Raw genomic sequence first — 13784 nt, forward strand, 5'->3', positions numbered from 1 at the left:
GAACGATGGCAAAAGGTATGAAAGAACTATCTGGCAAAGAGAAAGCGGCAATCCTCGTTATCTCTTTAGGTCCAGATGTAGCTGCTCAAGTATATAAACATTTAAGTGAAGAAGAGATTGAGAGATTAACCCTTCAAATCTCACAAGTTAGAAAAGTAGATTCGACGTTGAAGGATGAGATTATCACGCAATTTCATCAGTTAGCTCTAGCGCAAGATTATATTACCCAAGGTGGAATCGGCTATGCGAAGACGGTACTTGAGAAAGCGGTAGGTAAAGACGAAGCGATGCAGATCATCAATCGTTTGACTTCGACTTTGCAAGTAAGGCCTTTTGATTTTGCTCGAAAAGCAGATCCTGGTCAAATATTAAACTTTATTCAAAACGAACACCCGCAAACGATTGCTCTGATTCTGTCTTACTTGGATTCTTCACAGGCTGGTCAGATACTTTCTGAACTTCCGCAAGAGATGCAAGCTGATATAGCGAAGAGGATCGCATTGATGGATCGAACATCACCAGAAGTGATCAATGAAGTGGAACAGATTTTAGAAAGAAAGTTATCTGCTACCGTTACACAAGATTTCACCCAAGCTGGTGGAGTTGAAGCTGTTGTCGAAGTATTGAACGGTGTAGATCGAAGCACCGAACGGACGATCCTGGATGCGCTGGAAATTCAAGATCCTGAGTTAGCGGAAGAGATCAAGAAACGAATGTTTGTATTTGAAGATATCGTTACGCTAGATAACCGTGCCATTCAAAGAGTTATTCGTGAAGTGCAAAACGAAGATCTGCTTCTTGCTTTACGTGCATCTAGCGAGGAAGTAAAAGAAGTGATGTTCAATAACATGTCACAGCGTATGGCAGAGAACTTTAAAGAAGAGATGGAATTTATGGGACCTGTTCGCCTTCGTGATGTTGAAGAAGCTCAGTCTAGGATCGTTGGAACCATTAGAAGACTTGAAGAAGCCGGAGAGCTTGTGATCGCTCGAGGCGGAGGAGATGATGTGATTGTCTAAAGTCATAAAATCTTTTCACGATCACAAAGAGAAGTCTGAAAAAAATGAAGTGGTCATAGGGATTCAGTCGCTATCATTATTTAACATGAGAAATCAGCGTTTAGAAGATGAAGAATCAAATATCATCTCTATTAAAAATCAAGCGTATAACCTGCTTGAAGAAGCGAAGAACGAAGCTGCTTCAATTACCAATGAAATAGAAGAATATAGAGCAGAACAGATTAAAAGATTAGTTGATGAAGAGGCTGCTTGGAAAAAGAAGTTAGAAGTTGCATACGATCAGGCAAAGAATGAGGGTTACGATGCTGGCTTTCAAAAGGGTGTTGAGCAAGGACACGAAAGCTGGGCTTCACAATTAAATGAAGTTAAAAGTTCTATGGATACATTAAGGGAAGAATATCATAACGTTCTTAGTGAAGCAGAGCCACAGATGATCATCTTAGCTATGGCAGCTGCCGAGAAAATCTTAGGAAAAAAGCTTCAAGAAACGCCTGAAACTTGGATTTCTATCGTAAAACAACTTGTTAAAGAAGCTAGAGAATTTGAAGAGATCAAGCTATACGTTCCGCCGCAATGGTTTGAACTTACACAAAACTACCGGGAAGAACTAAAGAACATGCTTCAATCGACAGCGACTCTTTTCATCTATCCAGATGAAAACTTGACCGAGAATGGTGCAATCATTGAGTTCCCTTTTGGAAAGATCGACGCAACACTCGATGTTCAGCTAAAAGAGATCAAAGAAAAACTGCTAGAACAACTTGAGGTGTCAGATCAATGAACGTAGAACATATGATGAAGTCCCTTCAATCAATCGATTCCTATAAAAGATATGGAAAAGTGATTCGGGTTGTAGGGCTAATGATTGAATCTAAAGGACCTAAAACATCGATCGGTGATGTCTGTTATATACATACGGGGAACAACAAGCAAAAAATCAAAGCTGAAGTAGTTGGTTTTCAGGAAGAGAACGTTTTGTTGATGCCATTTACGTATGTGAAAAATATTGCCGTGGGCAGTTTGGTTGAAGCCACACACCGCGCATTGGAAATAAAGGTTGGACCTTCTTTGATCGGAAAAGTACTAGATGGTATGGGTGTTCCTTTAGATGGTTCTCCTCTGCCTCGTGGATTGTTTCGTTATCCATCAGAGAACGAGCCGCCGAATCCGATGGAAAGACCTAGAATTCATGAGAGTATTCAGCTTGGTATTCGGTCGATCGACAGTTTGTTAACGGTTGGAAAAGGTCAGCGGGTAGGTATTTTTGCCGGAAGTGGAGTAGGTAAGAGTACGCTTCTGGGAATGGTAGCACGTAACTCCACAGCTGACCTTAATGTTATCGCGTTAATCGGTGAACGAGGACGCGAAGTTCTTGATTTTATTGAGCGAGATCTAGGTGAAGAAGGTTTGAAGCGATCGATAGTAATCGTTGCGACTTCAGATCAACCTGCTTTAATGCGGATAAAAGGTGCACTGACTGCAACCAGTATCGCTGAATATTTTCGGGACCAAGGCAAGAACGTTATGTTGATGATGGATTCTGTAACGCGTGTGGCTATGGCTCAGCGTGAGATCGGATTAGCTGTCGGAGAACCACCAACTACGAAAGGTTACACACCGAGCGTATTTGCGGTTCTACCAAAATTGTTAGAACGTTCTGGAACGAATAAAAATGGAACGATTACAGCGTTTTACACTGTTTTAGTCGATGGAGATGATTTCAACGAACCGATCTCGGATACGGTACGAGGAATTCTGGACGGACATTTTATCTTAGATCGAAACTTAGCCAATAAAGGTCAGTTTCCTGCAGTTAACATTCTTAAGAGTATAAGCAGGGTGATGAATGATATCGTTCCGAAAGAGCACCGGCAAGCGGCTGAACGTCTTCGAGAACTTCTATCATCCTATGTGGAAGCGGAAGACTTGATCACCATTGGCGCATACAAGAGGGGTTCTTCTAAATCAGTGGATGAAGCGATACAGATGTACCCCAACATTCTAGCGTTTCTTAAACAGCAAGTAGACGAAGATGTTAGTTATGAACAAGCTCTAGAGCGGCTTTTGATTGAATTTGGGAAGGATGAACGTTGATGTCATTTCATTTTTCTATGGAAAAAGTATTGTCTGTTAAACAAAAAGAAAAAGAATCGATTGAACAAGAATTAGGAGAAGCTGTACAAGCGTTTGAAGGAATAGCAGAAGAAATATACAGCCTACTTAAAAGGAAAGAAGACATCGAGAATCAATCGAATTATACGTTTCAACAAAGAATCGTAGTAAATGATCTACAGAATACACAGCGTTTTCTTTTATCCATGACGAACAAGATCAAGGAATTACAGCCGCTGTTACAAAGAGCAAGAGAAAGAATGCAGGTCATTCAGCAAAGATTATTGCAGCAGACCATTGAAGTGAAAAAATACGAGAAGCTAAAAGAAAGACAACTCAGCGCATATAAAGTGGAAGTTGCTTTCTATGAGAATAAGCAGAACGACGAATTTTCCGTTTTGCGTTTTGCGAAGTCGTAAAAAATCAGGTGATTAAATGAAACAGAGAGAAAAATCCAGCAGAATGGTTTGGTTTTTATTAGTAGTATTCGTACCTTTCGTTTTTGCAATGACTGTTTTTGGGATCGTCCTTTCTTTTATGGGAGTGAACGTATGGGAAGAAGCAAAAAACTCGGGTAAGAACATACCCATAATCAAAAATATTTTTACCGAGAAAACGGAAGTAGCTGTAACGAGCAATGTACAAGAAAAGCAATGGAAATCGAAGTTTGATGAACAAGAAGATTACATTAAAGTATTATCTGCTGATCTGCAAAAGAAAGAAAAAGAAGTAACCGATTTAAAGAGCAATATCGTGCTATTAGAAAAGCAAGTAGAAGATGCTGAAACAACTGTAAAAGATGAAGAGAATGAGCAATTAAAGAAATTATATGAAGCAATGTCAGCTAAAGATGCTGCAGCAGTAATGACAGAGATGAATAACAATCAGATCATGAGCATCTTGATGCTTTTACAATCTGAAACGCAAGCTGAGATTCTTTCCAAACTTGATGCAAAACGTGCAGCAGAGCTTACGGTACTCATGGCAAACAAAACGCTATAGAAGGAGGTGTGAAAACGTGCAAATTATGATTTCGCAGCCAGCGGCTTCAGGAGTGCAGTCTTCACCAGTATCAGAATCTTCTCAAAAAAGTAGCAATATCGATTCTCTCTTTTCTCAACTGCTGGCATCTTCTGCTACTGAGAACGAGGGGGTTACAGAGGGTTTAGGAGATATGATCGCTAGTATTCTAGGTAACATTGAGGGACTTGAATATAGTGAAGATCTATTAGACCACGAAACGGTTCAATCATTATTAAATGAACTGCCGCCTGAAATGAAAGAAGTTGTTGAAAAGCTTCTTGAGAGCGAGATTGATTTCTCTGAGATTGCAACAAACCCTTCGCCTGAGCTGAAGTTAGCACTATTGTTACAGCTTGTTGTTAACGAAGAAGCCGAGCCATTCTCGCAAAAGGACCAGAAGCAGATTACAGATTTGATCAGCCGATGGTTTCCAGGGATAAAGCTTGATCAAAAAGATTCTCTAACAAAACAAACAGAGCAGATTTTTGGAGAGATCAAAAAGCTTCTAAGCGAGTCATCGAGTATTGATAAGAATGCTTTCTTAAAAGTTTTTGAAACTATATCTGTCGAAAAAAGTGTGAAAAGCTTTGCGGACCAAGCCTTTCAGCGATATGTACCGACAGTAAAGTCAATCGAACCGAACGTTTCGGCTTCTAGAGAACTACAAACGCTGCAAAGTCCACTTTCTCCACTAGAACAATGGACATTGAAAGTCCCTGTTACAGGAGGGGAAGGACAGAAGGAGCAGTTTGTTCGTGAGGTTCAACAGATTATATCAAGAGGGAAGCTGTTCGTTACAGAATCTGGTTTTACGAAGATGCAGATCCGGTTAACACCTGAACATCTCGGCAGCATCGAGATACAGCTTATCCAAAAACATGGTGAGATCACAGCGAAGATCATAGCTTCCAGCCAAGGTGCAAAAGATGCCTTGGATAGTCAGCTCACACAATTGAAGCAAGCTTTCACAAGTCAAGATATAGATTTTGAAAAGATTGATGTCTTCTTAAACGGAGACGAACAGACCTTTGATTTCCGTGATGAGAATAATCAAGGATACGAAGATCAGCAGCATGCAGAAGAGAACATGTCTGAGGAAGAGAAGTCAGATCATCTATCTTTTGATGAACAGTTATCGCAGTTGGTATTAAACGAAAAGGTGTGATGAATGGTGACCAAGATCTCTGAAGATCTGATGCTTTCTAATTATCAAGCAAAAACAAAGCAAACAGGTTCAAACATTTTAGGAAAAGATGATTTTTTAAAGATATTAATCACACAGCTTCAAAACCAAGACCCTACAAGTCCGATGCAAGACCGAGAGTTTATCGCACAGATGGCAAGCTTTTCATCACTAGAACAGATGACAAACATGAACCAGACTATGCAGCAATTCCTATCGTTCCAAACAGAATCTTCATTGTTACAACAAAGCCAGATGATCGGTAAACAAGTAACCTACGAAACGGAAACAGTAGATGCAGAAGGTAACAAAAAGATAGAAGAAAAAGAAGCTATAGTGAAATCTGTTTTATTTGAAAAAGGATCTGTCATGTTGGAAATGAGTGATGGAACAAAGATCACTAGTTACCAAGTGATCAAAATATCTGATCAGGCAAAGTAAGGAGTGGATAACATGAGCGAACGTATACACGCTCATCAATTGTACCAGCCGATGCTTTACCCGAAACATCGACAGCAGAAAAAAATAGATCAATCTTTTCAGTCCGTTTTTCATAAAGAGCTTGAGAACCAACTCACCATTAGCAAACACGCTAAAAAAAGACTGCAAGATAGAGATATTACGATATCAGAAACAAGCTGGAACAAGATAAGCGAAAAGGTGATCGAAGCTGGGCAAAAAGGAATTAAAGATTCATTAGTCATCATGAAGAATGTCATGCTAGTCGTGAATGCGCCAAATCAAACTGTAATTACAGCATTAGATCGAAACGAAAGTACATCTCAGATCTTTACAAACATCAATGGTGCCATCGTCATAGACGAATAAAAGAGCTGGACCTTTACAGGAGGCTCACAAAACTGCCGAATGATAGAAGCAGTTATTAAACCAAGTAAGGGAGATAAAAACAAATGTTACGTTCTATGTATTCAGGAATCAGTGGTATGAAAAACTTTCAGGTGAAGCTGGATGTAATCGGTAATAACATCGCAAACGTAAACACGTACGGATTTAAAAAAGGCCGTACAACTTTTAAGGACCTTGTGAGTCAGCAAATCTCAGGGGCAAGTGCTCCAACTCCTGGAGTTGGGGGCAGAGGTGGGGTTAATCCTAAACAAGTCGGATTAGGGTCTCAATTAGCTACAATTGATACGGTGCATACTCAAGGGAGCTTGCAAACAACAGGTCGTCCACTTGATTTAGGGATTTCAGGAGATGGATTTTTTCAGCTTCAGTCGAATGGAGAAACAACATACACAAGATCAGGTAATTTCTATTTAGATAGTGCAGGTAATGTTGTTAACTCAGACGGTAAATATCTTGTTGGTTTAACTACACCAATCAAAATAGATAGTACATCAAAAAGCTTTAGCATTGGGGCAGATGGTACTGTAAGTGTTATTTCTGCTACAGGGACTTTAGATACGTCACAGAAAGTGCAAATAGCCAAATTTGATAATAGTGAAGGATTAGAGAAAGCTGGAAGCAATGAATACCGAGCAAGTACAAACTCAGGAGGTCCTGACACTTCTCTTCCAGGAACAGGTGGAGCAGGCACACTAGTAGCGGGTGCACTCGAAATGTCCAACGTAGACTTATCTGAAGAGTTCACTGAGATGATTGTTGCACAGCGTGGATTCCAAGCGAACACAAGAATCATCACGACATCGGATGAGATCCTTCAAGAACTAGTGAACTTAAAACGTTAACGTGAAGGGAGGTAGGGGGAAGCAAGTAACGGCTTAACCCCCGAAACTCATGATTTCTTTAACTCAGTTAAATGGCAATACGTTTACGCTGAATGCGATCTATATCGAACAGATTCAATCATTTCCAGATACTACGATCACATTAACTACAGGCAAAAAGTTTGTTGTTAAAGAAAGTGAAGAAGAGGTTGCTCAACTGATCTCAGAGTTTTATAGAAAAATTACGCTGTTGCCACTAAGTCAGAAAAAGGAGGGTCTGTAGTTGGGAAAAAATAAAGCGGTAACGATCATGCTTTCCATGCTTGTAGCGATCGGTCTAATCGGTGCAGCAGGATATTACGGGTTTAAGCAGTTTTCACCTAAGACCGAAGCTTCTGAGCCTACAGCAGAAGAGCTGGACAAGCTGATGGTCGAAACCAATGAAATGACAACCAATCTTGCAGATCAGTCTTATGTGAAGATTCAGTTCAAGATTCAAGCGGATAATGAAGATGCGAAACACGAACTTGAGAAAAGATTGTTCCAAGTGAACAACCTTATCATCTATGAGATCTCGAACAAGAAAACAGAAGAACTATCTGGCCAGCAAGGCTTGATCTCTCTTGAGAACAAACTGAAAACAGAGATCAATAAGGTTATGCAAGATGGGAAAGTAGTCAGAGTCTACACAACTCAAAAGATCATACAATAATTCACTAAAAACGGCATGAAAAGAGGTGAGACTCTTGGTTGATGTTTTGTCACAAAACGAAATAGATGCTCTTCTCTCCGCCCTTTCCACAGGAGAGATGGATGCAGAAGAGCTTAAAAAGGAAGAGTCAGAGAATAAGGTTAAAGTTTACGATTTTAAAAGAGCCCTACGCTTTTCGAAAGAGCAGATCCGCAGTTTAACGAGATTGCATGAGAACTTTGCAAGACTTTTAACGACTTACTTTTCAGCTCAGCTTAGAACGTACGTCCAGATCGGTGTTGCGTCTGTTGATCAGCTTCCATACGAGGAATTCATCCGTTCTGTTCCAAAGATGACGCTATTGAATGTGTTTGAAGCACATCCGTTTGAAGGACGCATCTTAATGGAAGTAAACCCGAATATCGCATATGCCATGCTTGATAGAGTGATGGGTGGCAGCGGGGCTGGAATGAATAAGATCGAGAATTTAACTGAGATAGAAACGAGAATCATGAATCAGTTATTTGAAAACACACTTGATAGTTTTAAAGAAGCTTGGACAAGTGTCATCGAACTGGAGCCGTTCATGCTCGATTTGGAAGTGAATCCACAATTTTTACAGATGGTTTCTCCGAACGAAACGGTAGTCGTGATCTCACTGAATACGACGATTGGTGAAACGAGCGGAATGATCAACATCTGCCTTCCGCATGTTGTCATAGAACCGATCATTCCGAAGCTCTCTGTTCATCATTGGATGCAGAATAAAAAGAAAACACGAATTCCAGGAGAGACCGAATTTATTGAACAAAAGATAAAGAATGCTTTCTTGCCTTTTAAAGTTGAGTTAGGATCTTCGGACATGTCGATTGAAGAGTTTCTGAACTTATCAATCGGTGACTGTATCGAACTAGATCAACGGATAAACCAACCGCTCGTGATCAAAGTAGAAAACAATCCGAAGTTCTACGGTCAACCCGGAAAGGTGAAGAAAAAGTTAGCCGTTCAAATTATCGAAACCATTAAGGAGGATGAGGATCAATGGTAAGTGGAGATATGCTTTCACAAGACGAAATTGATGCTTTGCTGAATGGTGGAAGTCCTTCCTCGTCCGGAGCGACTGAAACTGAAGAATACCTATCATCGATCGAACGAGATGCCTTAGGTGAGATCGGAAACATCTCATTTGGAAGTGCTGCAACAGCTCTATCCACGTTGTTGAATCAAAAAGTAGACATCACGACGCCAACAGTGACCGTTGTGAAACGCACCGAGTTAAAAGATGAGTTTCCGATTCCGCATGTTGCGGTTCAGGTTACTTATACAGAAGGCATCGAAGGAGCTAACTTGTTAGTGATCCGTAAGACAGATGCGCAGATCATTGCAGACTTGATGCTTGGCGGCGAGGGCACAAATCCTTCTCCTGATTTTGGAGAATTGCAATTAAGTGCTGTTGGTGAAGCAATGAATCAGATGATGGGATCGGCATCTACATCGATGTCTACGATTTTCAATAAAAAAGTAGATATCTCTCCACCTAAAATTGATTTTCTAGATGTTGAATCAAACACGAGTTTGATTCCTGATGAAGAGATTTTAGTTAAAGTTTCATTCCGACTTAAAGTGGGAGAACTGATCGATTCGAATATCATGCAGCTCATTGATGCGGAGTTCTCAAAGGACCTTGTACATAAATTGATGAATCCTGAACCAGTTGTTGAAAAAGAACCGGTTGCAGATTATGTTCCTCACGAAGAAGTAGTTCCACCATCTGCACCTGTAGATCATTATCGAGAACGTGTTCATAGTGAGCCAAGAAATGACCCTCAGCCTGCTTATCAATCGCAGATGAGAGATGTTTCCATTCAGCCTGCAAGCTTTTCTGACTTTGGAGATTATGAGACGAATCAAAGAGATACGAAGAATCTAGACATGCTATTAGACATTCCTCTTCAAGTAACGGTTGAGCTTGGAAGAACGAAAAAAACGATAAAAGATATTTTGGAAATGTCTCAAGGTTCGATCGTAGAGCTCGATAAACTTGCTGGTGAACCAGTTGATATCTTTGTTAATCAAAAGATGATCGCAAAAGGCGAGGTAGTTGTTATCGATGAGAACTTCGGAGTCCGTGTAACAGAGATTTTAAGCCAGCGTGATCGTTTGGAAAAATTGAAATAATTATCGGAGGTAAGTGAAATGGGAGAACGTATTTTAGTTGTTGATGATGCAGCATTTATGAGAATGATGATCAAGGATATTTTAGTTAAGAATGGATTTGATGTTGTAGGTGAAGCGGCAGATGGAGCGCAAGCGATTGAAAAATTCCAAGAATTAAAACCCGATCTCGTTACGATGGATATCACGATGCCAGAGATGGACGGCATATCAGCTTTAAAAGAGATCAAGAAAACGAACCCTGAAGCAAAGATTATCATGTGTTCAGCGATGGGGCAGCAGGCGATGGTAATCGATGCGATCCAAGCGGGGGCAAAAGATTTTATCGTTAAGCCGTTTGCAGCTGACCGTGTAATTGAAGCGATCAAGAAAACTTTAGGATAAGCATACATGTATCGTTGGTTAATTAGTCTTTTTGCAGCAGTTTGTCTTTCGCTTGTACCATTTAGTGTACAAGCGGAAGGCAGCAGTTCAGGAAAAAGTGTTTATGACACCATAAATAACTCAGATCAAATGGGTGAGAAAGAAAAAGCACCAGCAGATAACAACCCTGTCAGCTCTGAGAGTGAAAGCACATTTATGATGCTCGTTAAGCTCGTGTTTATGCTTGGAATCGTTCTAGCGATCTTGTACTTTGTTTTACGCTTTATTCAAAGAAAATCTGTCAGTTTTCAAGATGGGAAAAACCTTCAGTCTTTAGGAGGCATCGGAATCGGACAGAATCGTTCTGTGCAACTGATCAAAACAGGTAATTCTGTCTTGGTGGTAGGTGTTGGAGATTCGGTAACACTCCTAAAAGAGATTACCAATGAAGATGAAGTTCAGATGATGCTCGATCAGCGACCTTCCCAAAACGTTTCAACGATGACGAACCAATTGAAAAATAAATGGCTGAAAAGCAGAACCGAAGAGTCCAATAAGACTTCTAATGAAACAGGAACAGCAGAAACAAAAGATCAGACACAATCTTTTAAGAATATGCTGCAATCGATCGTTCAAGATAAAAAGAATCAGCAAAAAGAACTTCAGAGAGTGCTAGAGAAAGGGAAACATCATGAATGAATTTATTCCTGGATTAGACTTGGATTTTATAAATAATAGCGATCCAGCGAACATGGAAACTACGATTCAGCTGTTGCTGCTCTTAACAGTCCTTTCGCTTGCTCCAAGTATCTTAATTCTTATGACTTGTTTTACGAGGATAATCATTGTCTTGTCTTTTGTTAGAACTTCATTAGCGACGCAGCAGATGCCGCCTAACCAAGTGTTGATTGGAATTGCATTGTTCTTAACTTTTTTTATCATGGCGCCAGTGATGCATGAGGTAAACAAAGAAGCGGTCCAGCCGTTAGTAAAAGGTGAGATTTCACAAGAAGAGGCGTTTGATAAAGGAAGTCTTCCGATCAAAGAATTCATGGCAAAACATACACGTCAGAAAGATCTCATGCTGTTTATGGAATATTCGGGTGCGAAAAAGCCAGAAAGTATTAAAGATATTCCGTTAACGACACTTGTTCCAGCGTTTGCCATAAGTGAACTAAAGACAGCCTTTCAGATTGGATTCATGATTTTTGTACCGTTCTTGATCATTGATATGGTCGTTGCGTCTATTTTAATGGCTATGGGGATGATGATGCTGCCGCCCGTTATGATATCACTGCCATTTAAGATCTTATTATTTGTACTGGTTGATGGCTGGTACCTCATCGTTAAATCATTGCTATTAAGCTATTAGGGCAGGTGGAAACATGGATTCTCAATTTGTAATTTCTTTAGCAGAAAAAGGGGTATACATGACCTTGCTTTTGTGCGGTCCGCTCATGTTATTAGCCCTGATCGTAGGTTTGATCGTCAGTATATTTCAAGCAACAACGCAGATTCAGGAACAAACACTTGCATTTATACCCAAGATTGTTGCCGTGTTAGTAGGACTCGTGTTTTTTGGGCCTTGGATGCTTTCTCAAATCCTTGGATTCACATCAAATATTTTCCAAAATTTACACACTTATATAGGATGATGAAATGGTAGATTTAGTGGCTTTCCCTGCTTTTTTATTAATTCTAACTAGAGTATCGGCATTTTTCTTAACAATTCCTGTGTTTTCCAATAAAAATTTACCTGTGATGCATAAAATCGGATTATCGTTATTCTTATCTTGGATCATGTTGTACGCTGTTGACCCAAAACCAATTCCATTGGATGCTACATTTTTTCTATTAATCATTAAAGAAGCGATGGTCGGACTAACGATCGGTTTTATTGCAGCGATCGTTTTCTACGCGATTCAAGTTGCCGGCGGATTTATTGATCTACAGATGGGTTTTGCGATCGCGAACGTGTTCGATCCGCAAACAGGCATCCAGACACCATTGATGGGGAGATATCTGTATACGTTTGCCATTCTTTTCTTGCTAGCAACAGATGCGCATCACATGTTACTTGATGGAATCTTTTATAGTTATCAATTTTTACCCATTGATTCTGCCTTATCGAATTTTGGAGATGGCGGGATCATAAAGTTTGTACTAAGTGTGTTCTCAGGTATGTTCTTAGTTGCTCTTCAGATGGCGATACCTATCGTTGGCACGTTGTTTTTAGCCGACCTTGCACTTGGGATCGTAGCCAGAACCGTACCGCAGATGAACATTTTTGTTATCGGTCTGCCGGTGAAGATCTTGATTGCTCTCGTATTGTTTTTAGTAGTAATGCCCGCATTCTTTGTATCTGTTCAGATGCTGGTCGATCAGATGCGTGACAGCATGATTAACATAATGGAATTGTTAGGGGCTTAAGTCGATGAGATATCCGATCAATCTACAATATTTTTCAGGAGAAAAGACGGAAAAAGCAACACCGAAAAAAAGGCAGGAAAGCAGAAAAAAGGGACAAGTAGCCAAAAGTGCTGACATCAATGCTGCACTAGTGCTGTTTGCATCTGTTATGTTTCTATCCTTTATGGGGAGTTGGATGGGGCAAAGATTGCTTCACCTCTTCGCCTATAGTTTAGATAAGAAACTTCTTTATAACGTGACGGAATCTAGTATTCCAAAGCTGTTTTGGGAGCTTTCGCTTGAAGTCGCTATCATCATAGCTCCTGTAATGATTGCAGCTATGATTGCTGGAGTCTTAGGGAACTATTTACAAGTTGGCTTTTTACTATCAACAGAAGCGATCCAGATGAAACTTGAACGGATCAATCCGTTATCCGGATTTAAGAGAATCTACTCGGTACGTGCTTTAGTAGAACTATCAAAATCATTGCTTAAGATTCTACTAATCGGTGGTGTGACTTTTTTTATTCTTTGGAGTGAGCGAGATATTTATTTAAGAATGAGTTTAGTGAGTATTGAATCGTCACTTCCTGTATTCGGAGGACTTGCGGTTAAGATGGGCTTTGCCGCTTCACTCGTTTTACTTTTTCTTGCGTTTCTTGACTATATGTACCAAAAATACGATTTTGAAAAAAATATTAGGATGTCTAAACAAGATATAAAAGACGAATACAAAAAATCTGAAGGTGATCCTAAGATTAAAGGGAAGATCAAGGAAAAACAAAGACAGATGGCTATGAGGCGAATGATGCAAGAAGTGCCAAAGGCAGATGTTATCATCACAAACCCTACACATTACGCGATCTGCTTAAAGTATGACGATAACAGCATGGATGCTCCAGTAGTTGTAGCAAAAGGAGTAGATCTGATCGCTCAACGCATCAAAGAGATCGCAAAAGAGCATAACGTAGCAGTTGTAGAAAACAAACCTCTAGCAAGAACGCTGTACGCCCGCGTTGAGATCGGGCATGTGATTCCTGAAGATCTATTTAAAGCTGTAGCTGAAATTTTAGCCTTTGTATATCGTGTAAAGAAAAAAGCGTAAGGAATGAATAGGAGAG

Annotated in this window: 19 protein-coding genes; all 19 read left to right on the forward strand. The window is 40.1% G+C overall.

The genetic code is table 11. The annotated features are described in order from the left end of the window. The first annotated feature begins 5 nt into the window (after positions 1 to 5). The 19 genes from fliG to flhB all read left to right on the forward strand — a co-directional run bounded on the left by fliG (position 6) and on the right by flhB (position 13768). Positions 6 to 1019 (forward strand): flagellar motor switch protein FliG, encoded by a 1014-nt coding sequence (gene fliG, locus ACNJYY_RS09460; RefSeq protein WP_066393658.1) that lies wholly within the window; start codon positions 6 to 8, stop codon positions 1017 to 1019. Further along, on the forward strand, positions 1012 to 1800 hold the full coding sequence (gene fliH / locus ACNJYY_RS09465) for a flagellar assembly protein FliH (RefSeq protein WP_416731502.1): 789 nt from the start codon (positions 1012 to 1014) through the stop codon (positions 1798 to 1800). Before fliG ends, fliH begins: the two co-directional genes overlap by 8 nt. Further along, positions 1797 to 3113 (forward strand): flagellar protein export ATPase FliI, encoded by a 1317-nt coding sequence (gene fliI / locus ACNJYY_RS09470; RefSeq protein WP_416731503.1) that lies wholly within the window; start codon positions 1797 to 1799, stop codon positions 3111 to 3113. Before fliH ends, fliI begins: the two co-directional genes overlap by 4 nt. Beyond that, on the forward strand, positions 3113 to 3550 hold the full coding sequence (gene fliJ, locus ACNJYY_RS09475; protein WP_416731504.1) for a flagellar export protein FliJ: 438 nt from the start codon (positions 3113 to 3115) through the stop codon (positions 3548 to 3550). Before fliI ends, fliJ begins: the two co-directional genes overlap by 1 nt. 16 nt (positions 3551 to 3566) lie before the next feature. Further along, positions 3567 to 4133, forward strand: a complete 567-nt coding sequence (locus ACNJYY_RS09480; RefSeq protein ID WP_416731505.1) for a MotE family protein — start codon at positions 3567 to 3569, stop codon at positions 4131 to 4133. 25 nt (positions 4134 to 4158) lie between these two features. Then, positions 4159 to 5319 carry a flagellar hook-length control protein FliK gene (locus tag ACNJYY_RS09485; RefSeq protein ID WP_416731837.1) on the forward strand — a complete coding sequence of 387 codons (1161 nt, stop codon included), beginning with the start codon at positions 4159 to 4161 and terminating at the stop codon, positions 5317 to 5319. A gap of 3 nt (positions 5320 to 5322) precedes the next feature. Continuing rightward, the gene (gene flgD / locus ACNJYY_RS09490; RefSeq protein WP_416731506.1) at positions 5323 to 5778 is read left to right on the forward strand and encodes a flagellar hook assembly protein FlgD; all 456 of its coding nucleotides are present in this window, start codon (positions 5323 to 5325) and stop codon (positions 5776 to 5778) included. A 12-nt stretch (positions 5779 to 5790) separates the two neighbouring features. Next, positions 5791 to 6165, forward strand: coding sequence for a TIGR02530 family flagellar biosynthesis protein (locus tag ACNJYY_RS09495; RefSeq protein ID WP_416731507.1), 375 nt, complete (start codon positions 5791 to 5793; stop codon positions 6163 to 6165). An 83-nt stretch (positions 6166 to 6248) separates the two neighbouring features. After that, positions 6249 to 7046 carry a flagellar basal body rod protein FlgG gene (gene flgG / locus ACNJYY_RS09500; RefSeq protein ID WP_416731508.1) on the forward strand — a complete coding sequence of 266 codons (798 nt, stop codon included), beginning with the start codon at positions 6249 to 6251 and terminating at the stop codon, positions 7044 to 7046. A 49-nt stretch (positions 7047 to 7095) separates the two neighbouring features. Continuing rightward, a complete protein-coding gene (locus tag ACNJYY_RS09505; RefSeq protein WP_416731509.1) occupies positions 7096 to 7308 on the forward strand; it encodes a flagellar FlbD family protein in 213 nt (70 codons plus the stop codon). Then, the gene (gene fliL / locus ACNJYY_RS09510; RefSeq protein WP_416731510.1) at positions 7309 to 7737 is read left to right on the forward strand and encodes a flagellar basal body-associated protein FliL; all 429 of its coding nucleotides are present in this window, start codon (positions 7309 to 7311) and stop codon (positions 7735 to 7737) included. 34 nt (positions 7738 to 7771) lie between these two features. Continuing rightward, complete coding sequence (gene fliM, locus ACNJYY_RS09515; RefSeq protein ID WP_137789658.1) at positions 7772 to 8764, forward strand: flagellar motor switch protein FliM; 993 nt, start codon at positions 7772 to 7774, stop codon at positions 8762 to 8764. Beyond that, on the forward strand, positions 8758 to 9894 hold the full coding sequence (gene fliY / locus ACNJYY_RS09520; protein ID WP_416731511.1) for a flagellar motor switch phosphatase FliY: 1137 nt from the start codon (positions 8758 to 8760) through the stop codon (positions 9892 to 9894). Before fliM ends, fliY begins: the two co-directional genes overlap by 7 nt. An 18-nt stretch (positions 9895 to 9912) precedes the next feature. Beyond that, positions 9913 to 10275 carry a response regulator gene (locus tag ACNJYY_RS09525; protein ID WP_066240809.1) on the forward strand — a complete coding sequence of 121 codons (363 nt, stop codon included), beginning with the start codon at positions 9913 to 9915 and terminating at the stop codon, positions 10273 to 10275. A gap of 6 nt (positions 10276 to 10281) precedes the next feature. Then, positions 10282 to 10953, forward strand: a complete 672-nt coding sequence (locus ACNJYY_RS09530; RefSeq protein ID WP_416731512.1) for a flagellar biosynthetic protein FliO — start codon at positions 10282 to 10284, stop codon at positions 10951 to 10953. Further along, positions 10946 to 11626 (forward strand): flagellar type III secretion system pore protein FliP, encoded by a 681-nt coding sequence (gene fliP / locus ACNJYY_RS09535; protein ID WP_137789655.1) that lies wholly within the window; start codon positions 10946 to 10948, stop codon positions 11624 to 11626. Before ACNJYY_RS09530 ends, fliP begins: the two co-directional genes overlap by 8 nt. A gap of 13 nt (positions 11627 to 11639) precedes the next feature. Next, positions 11640 to 11909, forward strand: coding sequence for a flagellar biosynthesis protein FliQ (fliQ, locus tag ACNJYY_RS09540; protein WP_066393686.1), 270 nt, complete (start codon positions 11640 to 11642; stop codon positions 11907 to 11909). Positions 11910 to 11913: 4 nt separating this feature from the next. Continuing rightward, on the forward strand, positions 11914 to 12684 hold the full coding sequence (gene fliR / locus ACNJYY_RS09545; RefSeq protein WP_416731513.1) for a flagellar biosynthetic protein FliR: 771 nt from the start codon (positions 11914 to 11916) through the stop codon (positions 12682 to 12684). A gap of 4 nt (positions 12685 to 12688) precedes the next feature. Further along, positions 12689 to 13768, forward strand: a complete 1080-nt coding sequence (gene flhB / locus ACNJYY_RS09550; protein ID WP_416731514.1) for a flagellar biosynthesis protein FlhB — start codon at positions 12689 to 12691, stop codon at positions 13766 to 13768. The last annotated feature ends 16 nt before the right edge of the window (positions 13769 to 13784 follow it).

This window comes from Fictibacillus tiangongensis, from assembly GCF_048083785.1.
Classification (GTDB): Bacteria; Bacillota; Bacilli; order Bacillales; family Fictibacillaceae; genus Fictibacillus.

Excerpts from the sequence above, each read along its gene's own strand:
- fliG (WP_066393658.1), top strand. The coding sequence starts at position 6 with ATGGCAAAAGGTATGAAAGAACTATCTGGCAAAGAGAAAGCGGCAATC.
- fliI (WP_416731503.1), top strand. The coding sequence starts at position 1,797 with ATGAACGTAGAACATATGATGAAGTCCCTTCAATCAATCGATTCCTAT.
- fliJ (WP_416731504.1), top strand. The coding sequence starts at position 3,113 with ATGTCATTTCATTTTTCTATGGAAAAAGTATTGTCTGTTAAACAAAAA.
- ACNJYY_RS09480 (WP_416731505.1), top strand. The coding sequence starts at position 3,567 with ATGAAACAGAGAGAAAAATCCAGCAGAATGGTTTGGTTTTTATTAGTA.
- ACNJYY_RS09485 (WP_416731837.1), top strand. The coding sequence starts at position 4,159 with ATGATTTCGCAGCCAGCGGCTTCAGGAGTGCAGTCTTCACCAGTATCA.
- flgD (WP_416731506.1), top strand. The coding sequence starts at position 5,323 with ATGGTGACCAAGATCTCTGAAGATCTGATGCTTTCTAATTATCAAGCA.
- ACNJYY_RS09495 (WP_416731507.1), top strand. The coding sequence starts at position 5,791 with ATGAGCGAACGTATACACGCTCATCAATTGTACCAGCCGATGCTTTAC.
- flgG (WP_416731508.1), top strand. The coding sequence starts at position 6,249 with ATGTTACGTTCTATGTATTCAGGAATCAGTGGTATGAAAAACTTTCAG.
- ACNJYY_RS09505 (WP_416731509.1), top strand. The coding sequence starts at position 7,096 with ATGATTTCTTTAACTCAGTTAAATGGCAATACGTTTACGCTGAATGCG.
- fliY (WP_416731511.1), top strand. The coding sequence starts at position 8,758 with ATGGTAAGTGGAGATATGCTTTCACAAGACGAAATTGATGCTTTGCTG.
- ACNJYY_RS09525 (WP_066240809.1), top strand. The coding sequence starts at position 9,913 with ATGGGAGAACGTATTTTAGTTGTTGATGATGCAGCATTTATGAGAATG.
- ACNJYY_RS09530 (WP_416731512.1), top strand. The coding sequence starts at position 10,282 with ATGTATCGTTGGTTAATTAGTCTTTTTGCAGCAGTTTGTCTTTCGCTT.
- fliP (WP_137789655.1), top strand. The coding sequence starts at position 10,946 with ATGAATGAATTTATTCCTGGATTAGACTTGGATTTTATAAATAATAGC.
- fliQ (WP_066393686.1), top strand. The coding sequence starts at position 11,640 with ATGGATTCTCAATTTGTAATTTCTTTAGCAGAAAAAGGGGTATACATG.
- fliR (WP_416731513.1), top strand. The coding sequence starts at position 11,914 with ATGGTAGATTTAGTGGCTTTCCCTGCTTTTTTATTAATTCTAACTAGA.
- flhB (WP_416731514.1), top strand. The coding sequence starts at position 12,689 with ATGAGATATCCGATCAATCTACAATATTTTTCAGGAGAAAAGACGGAA.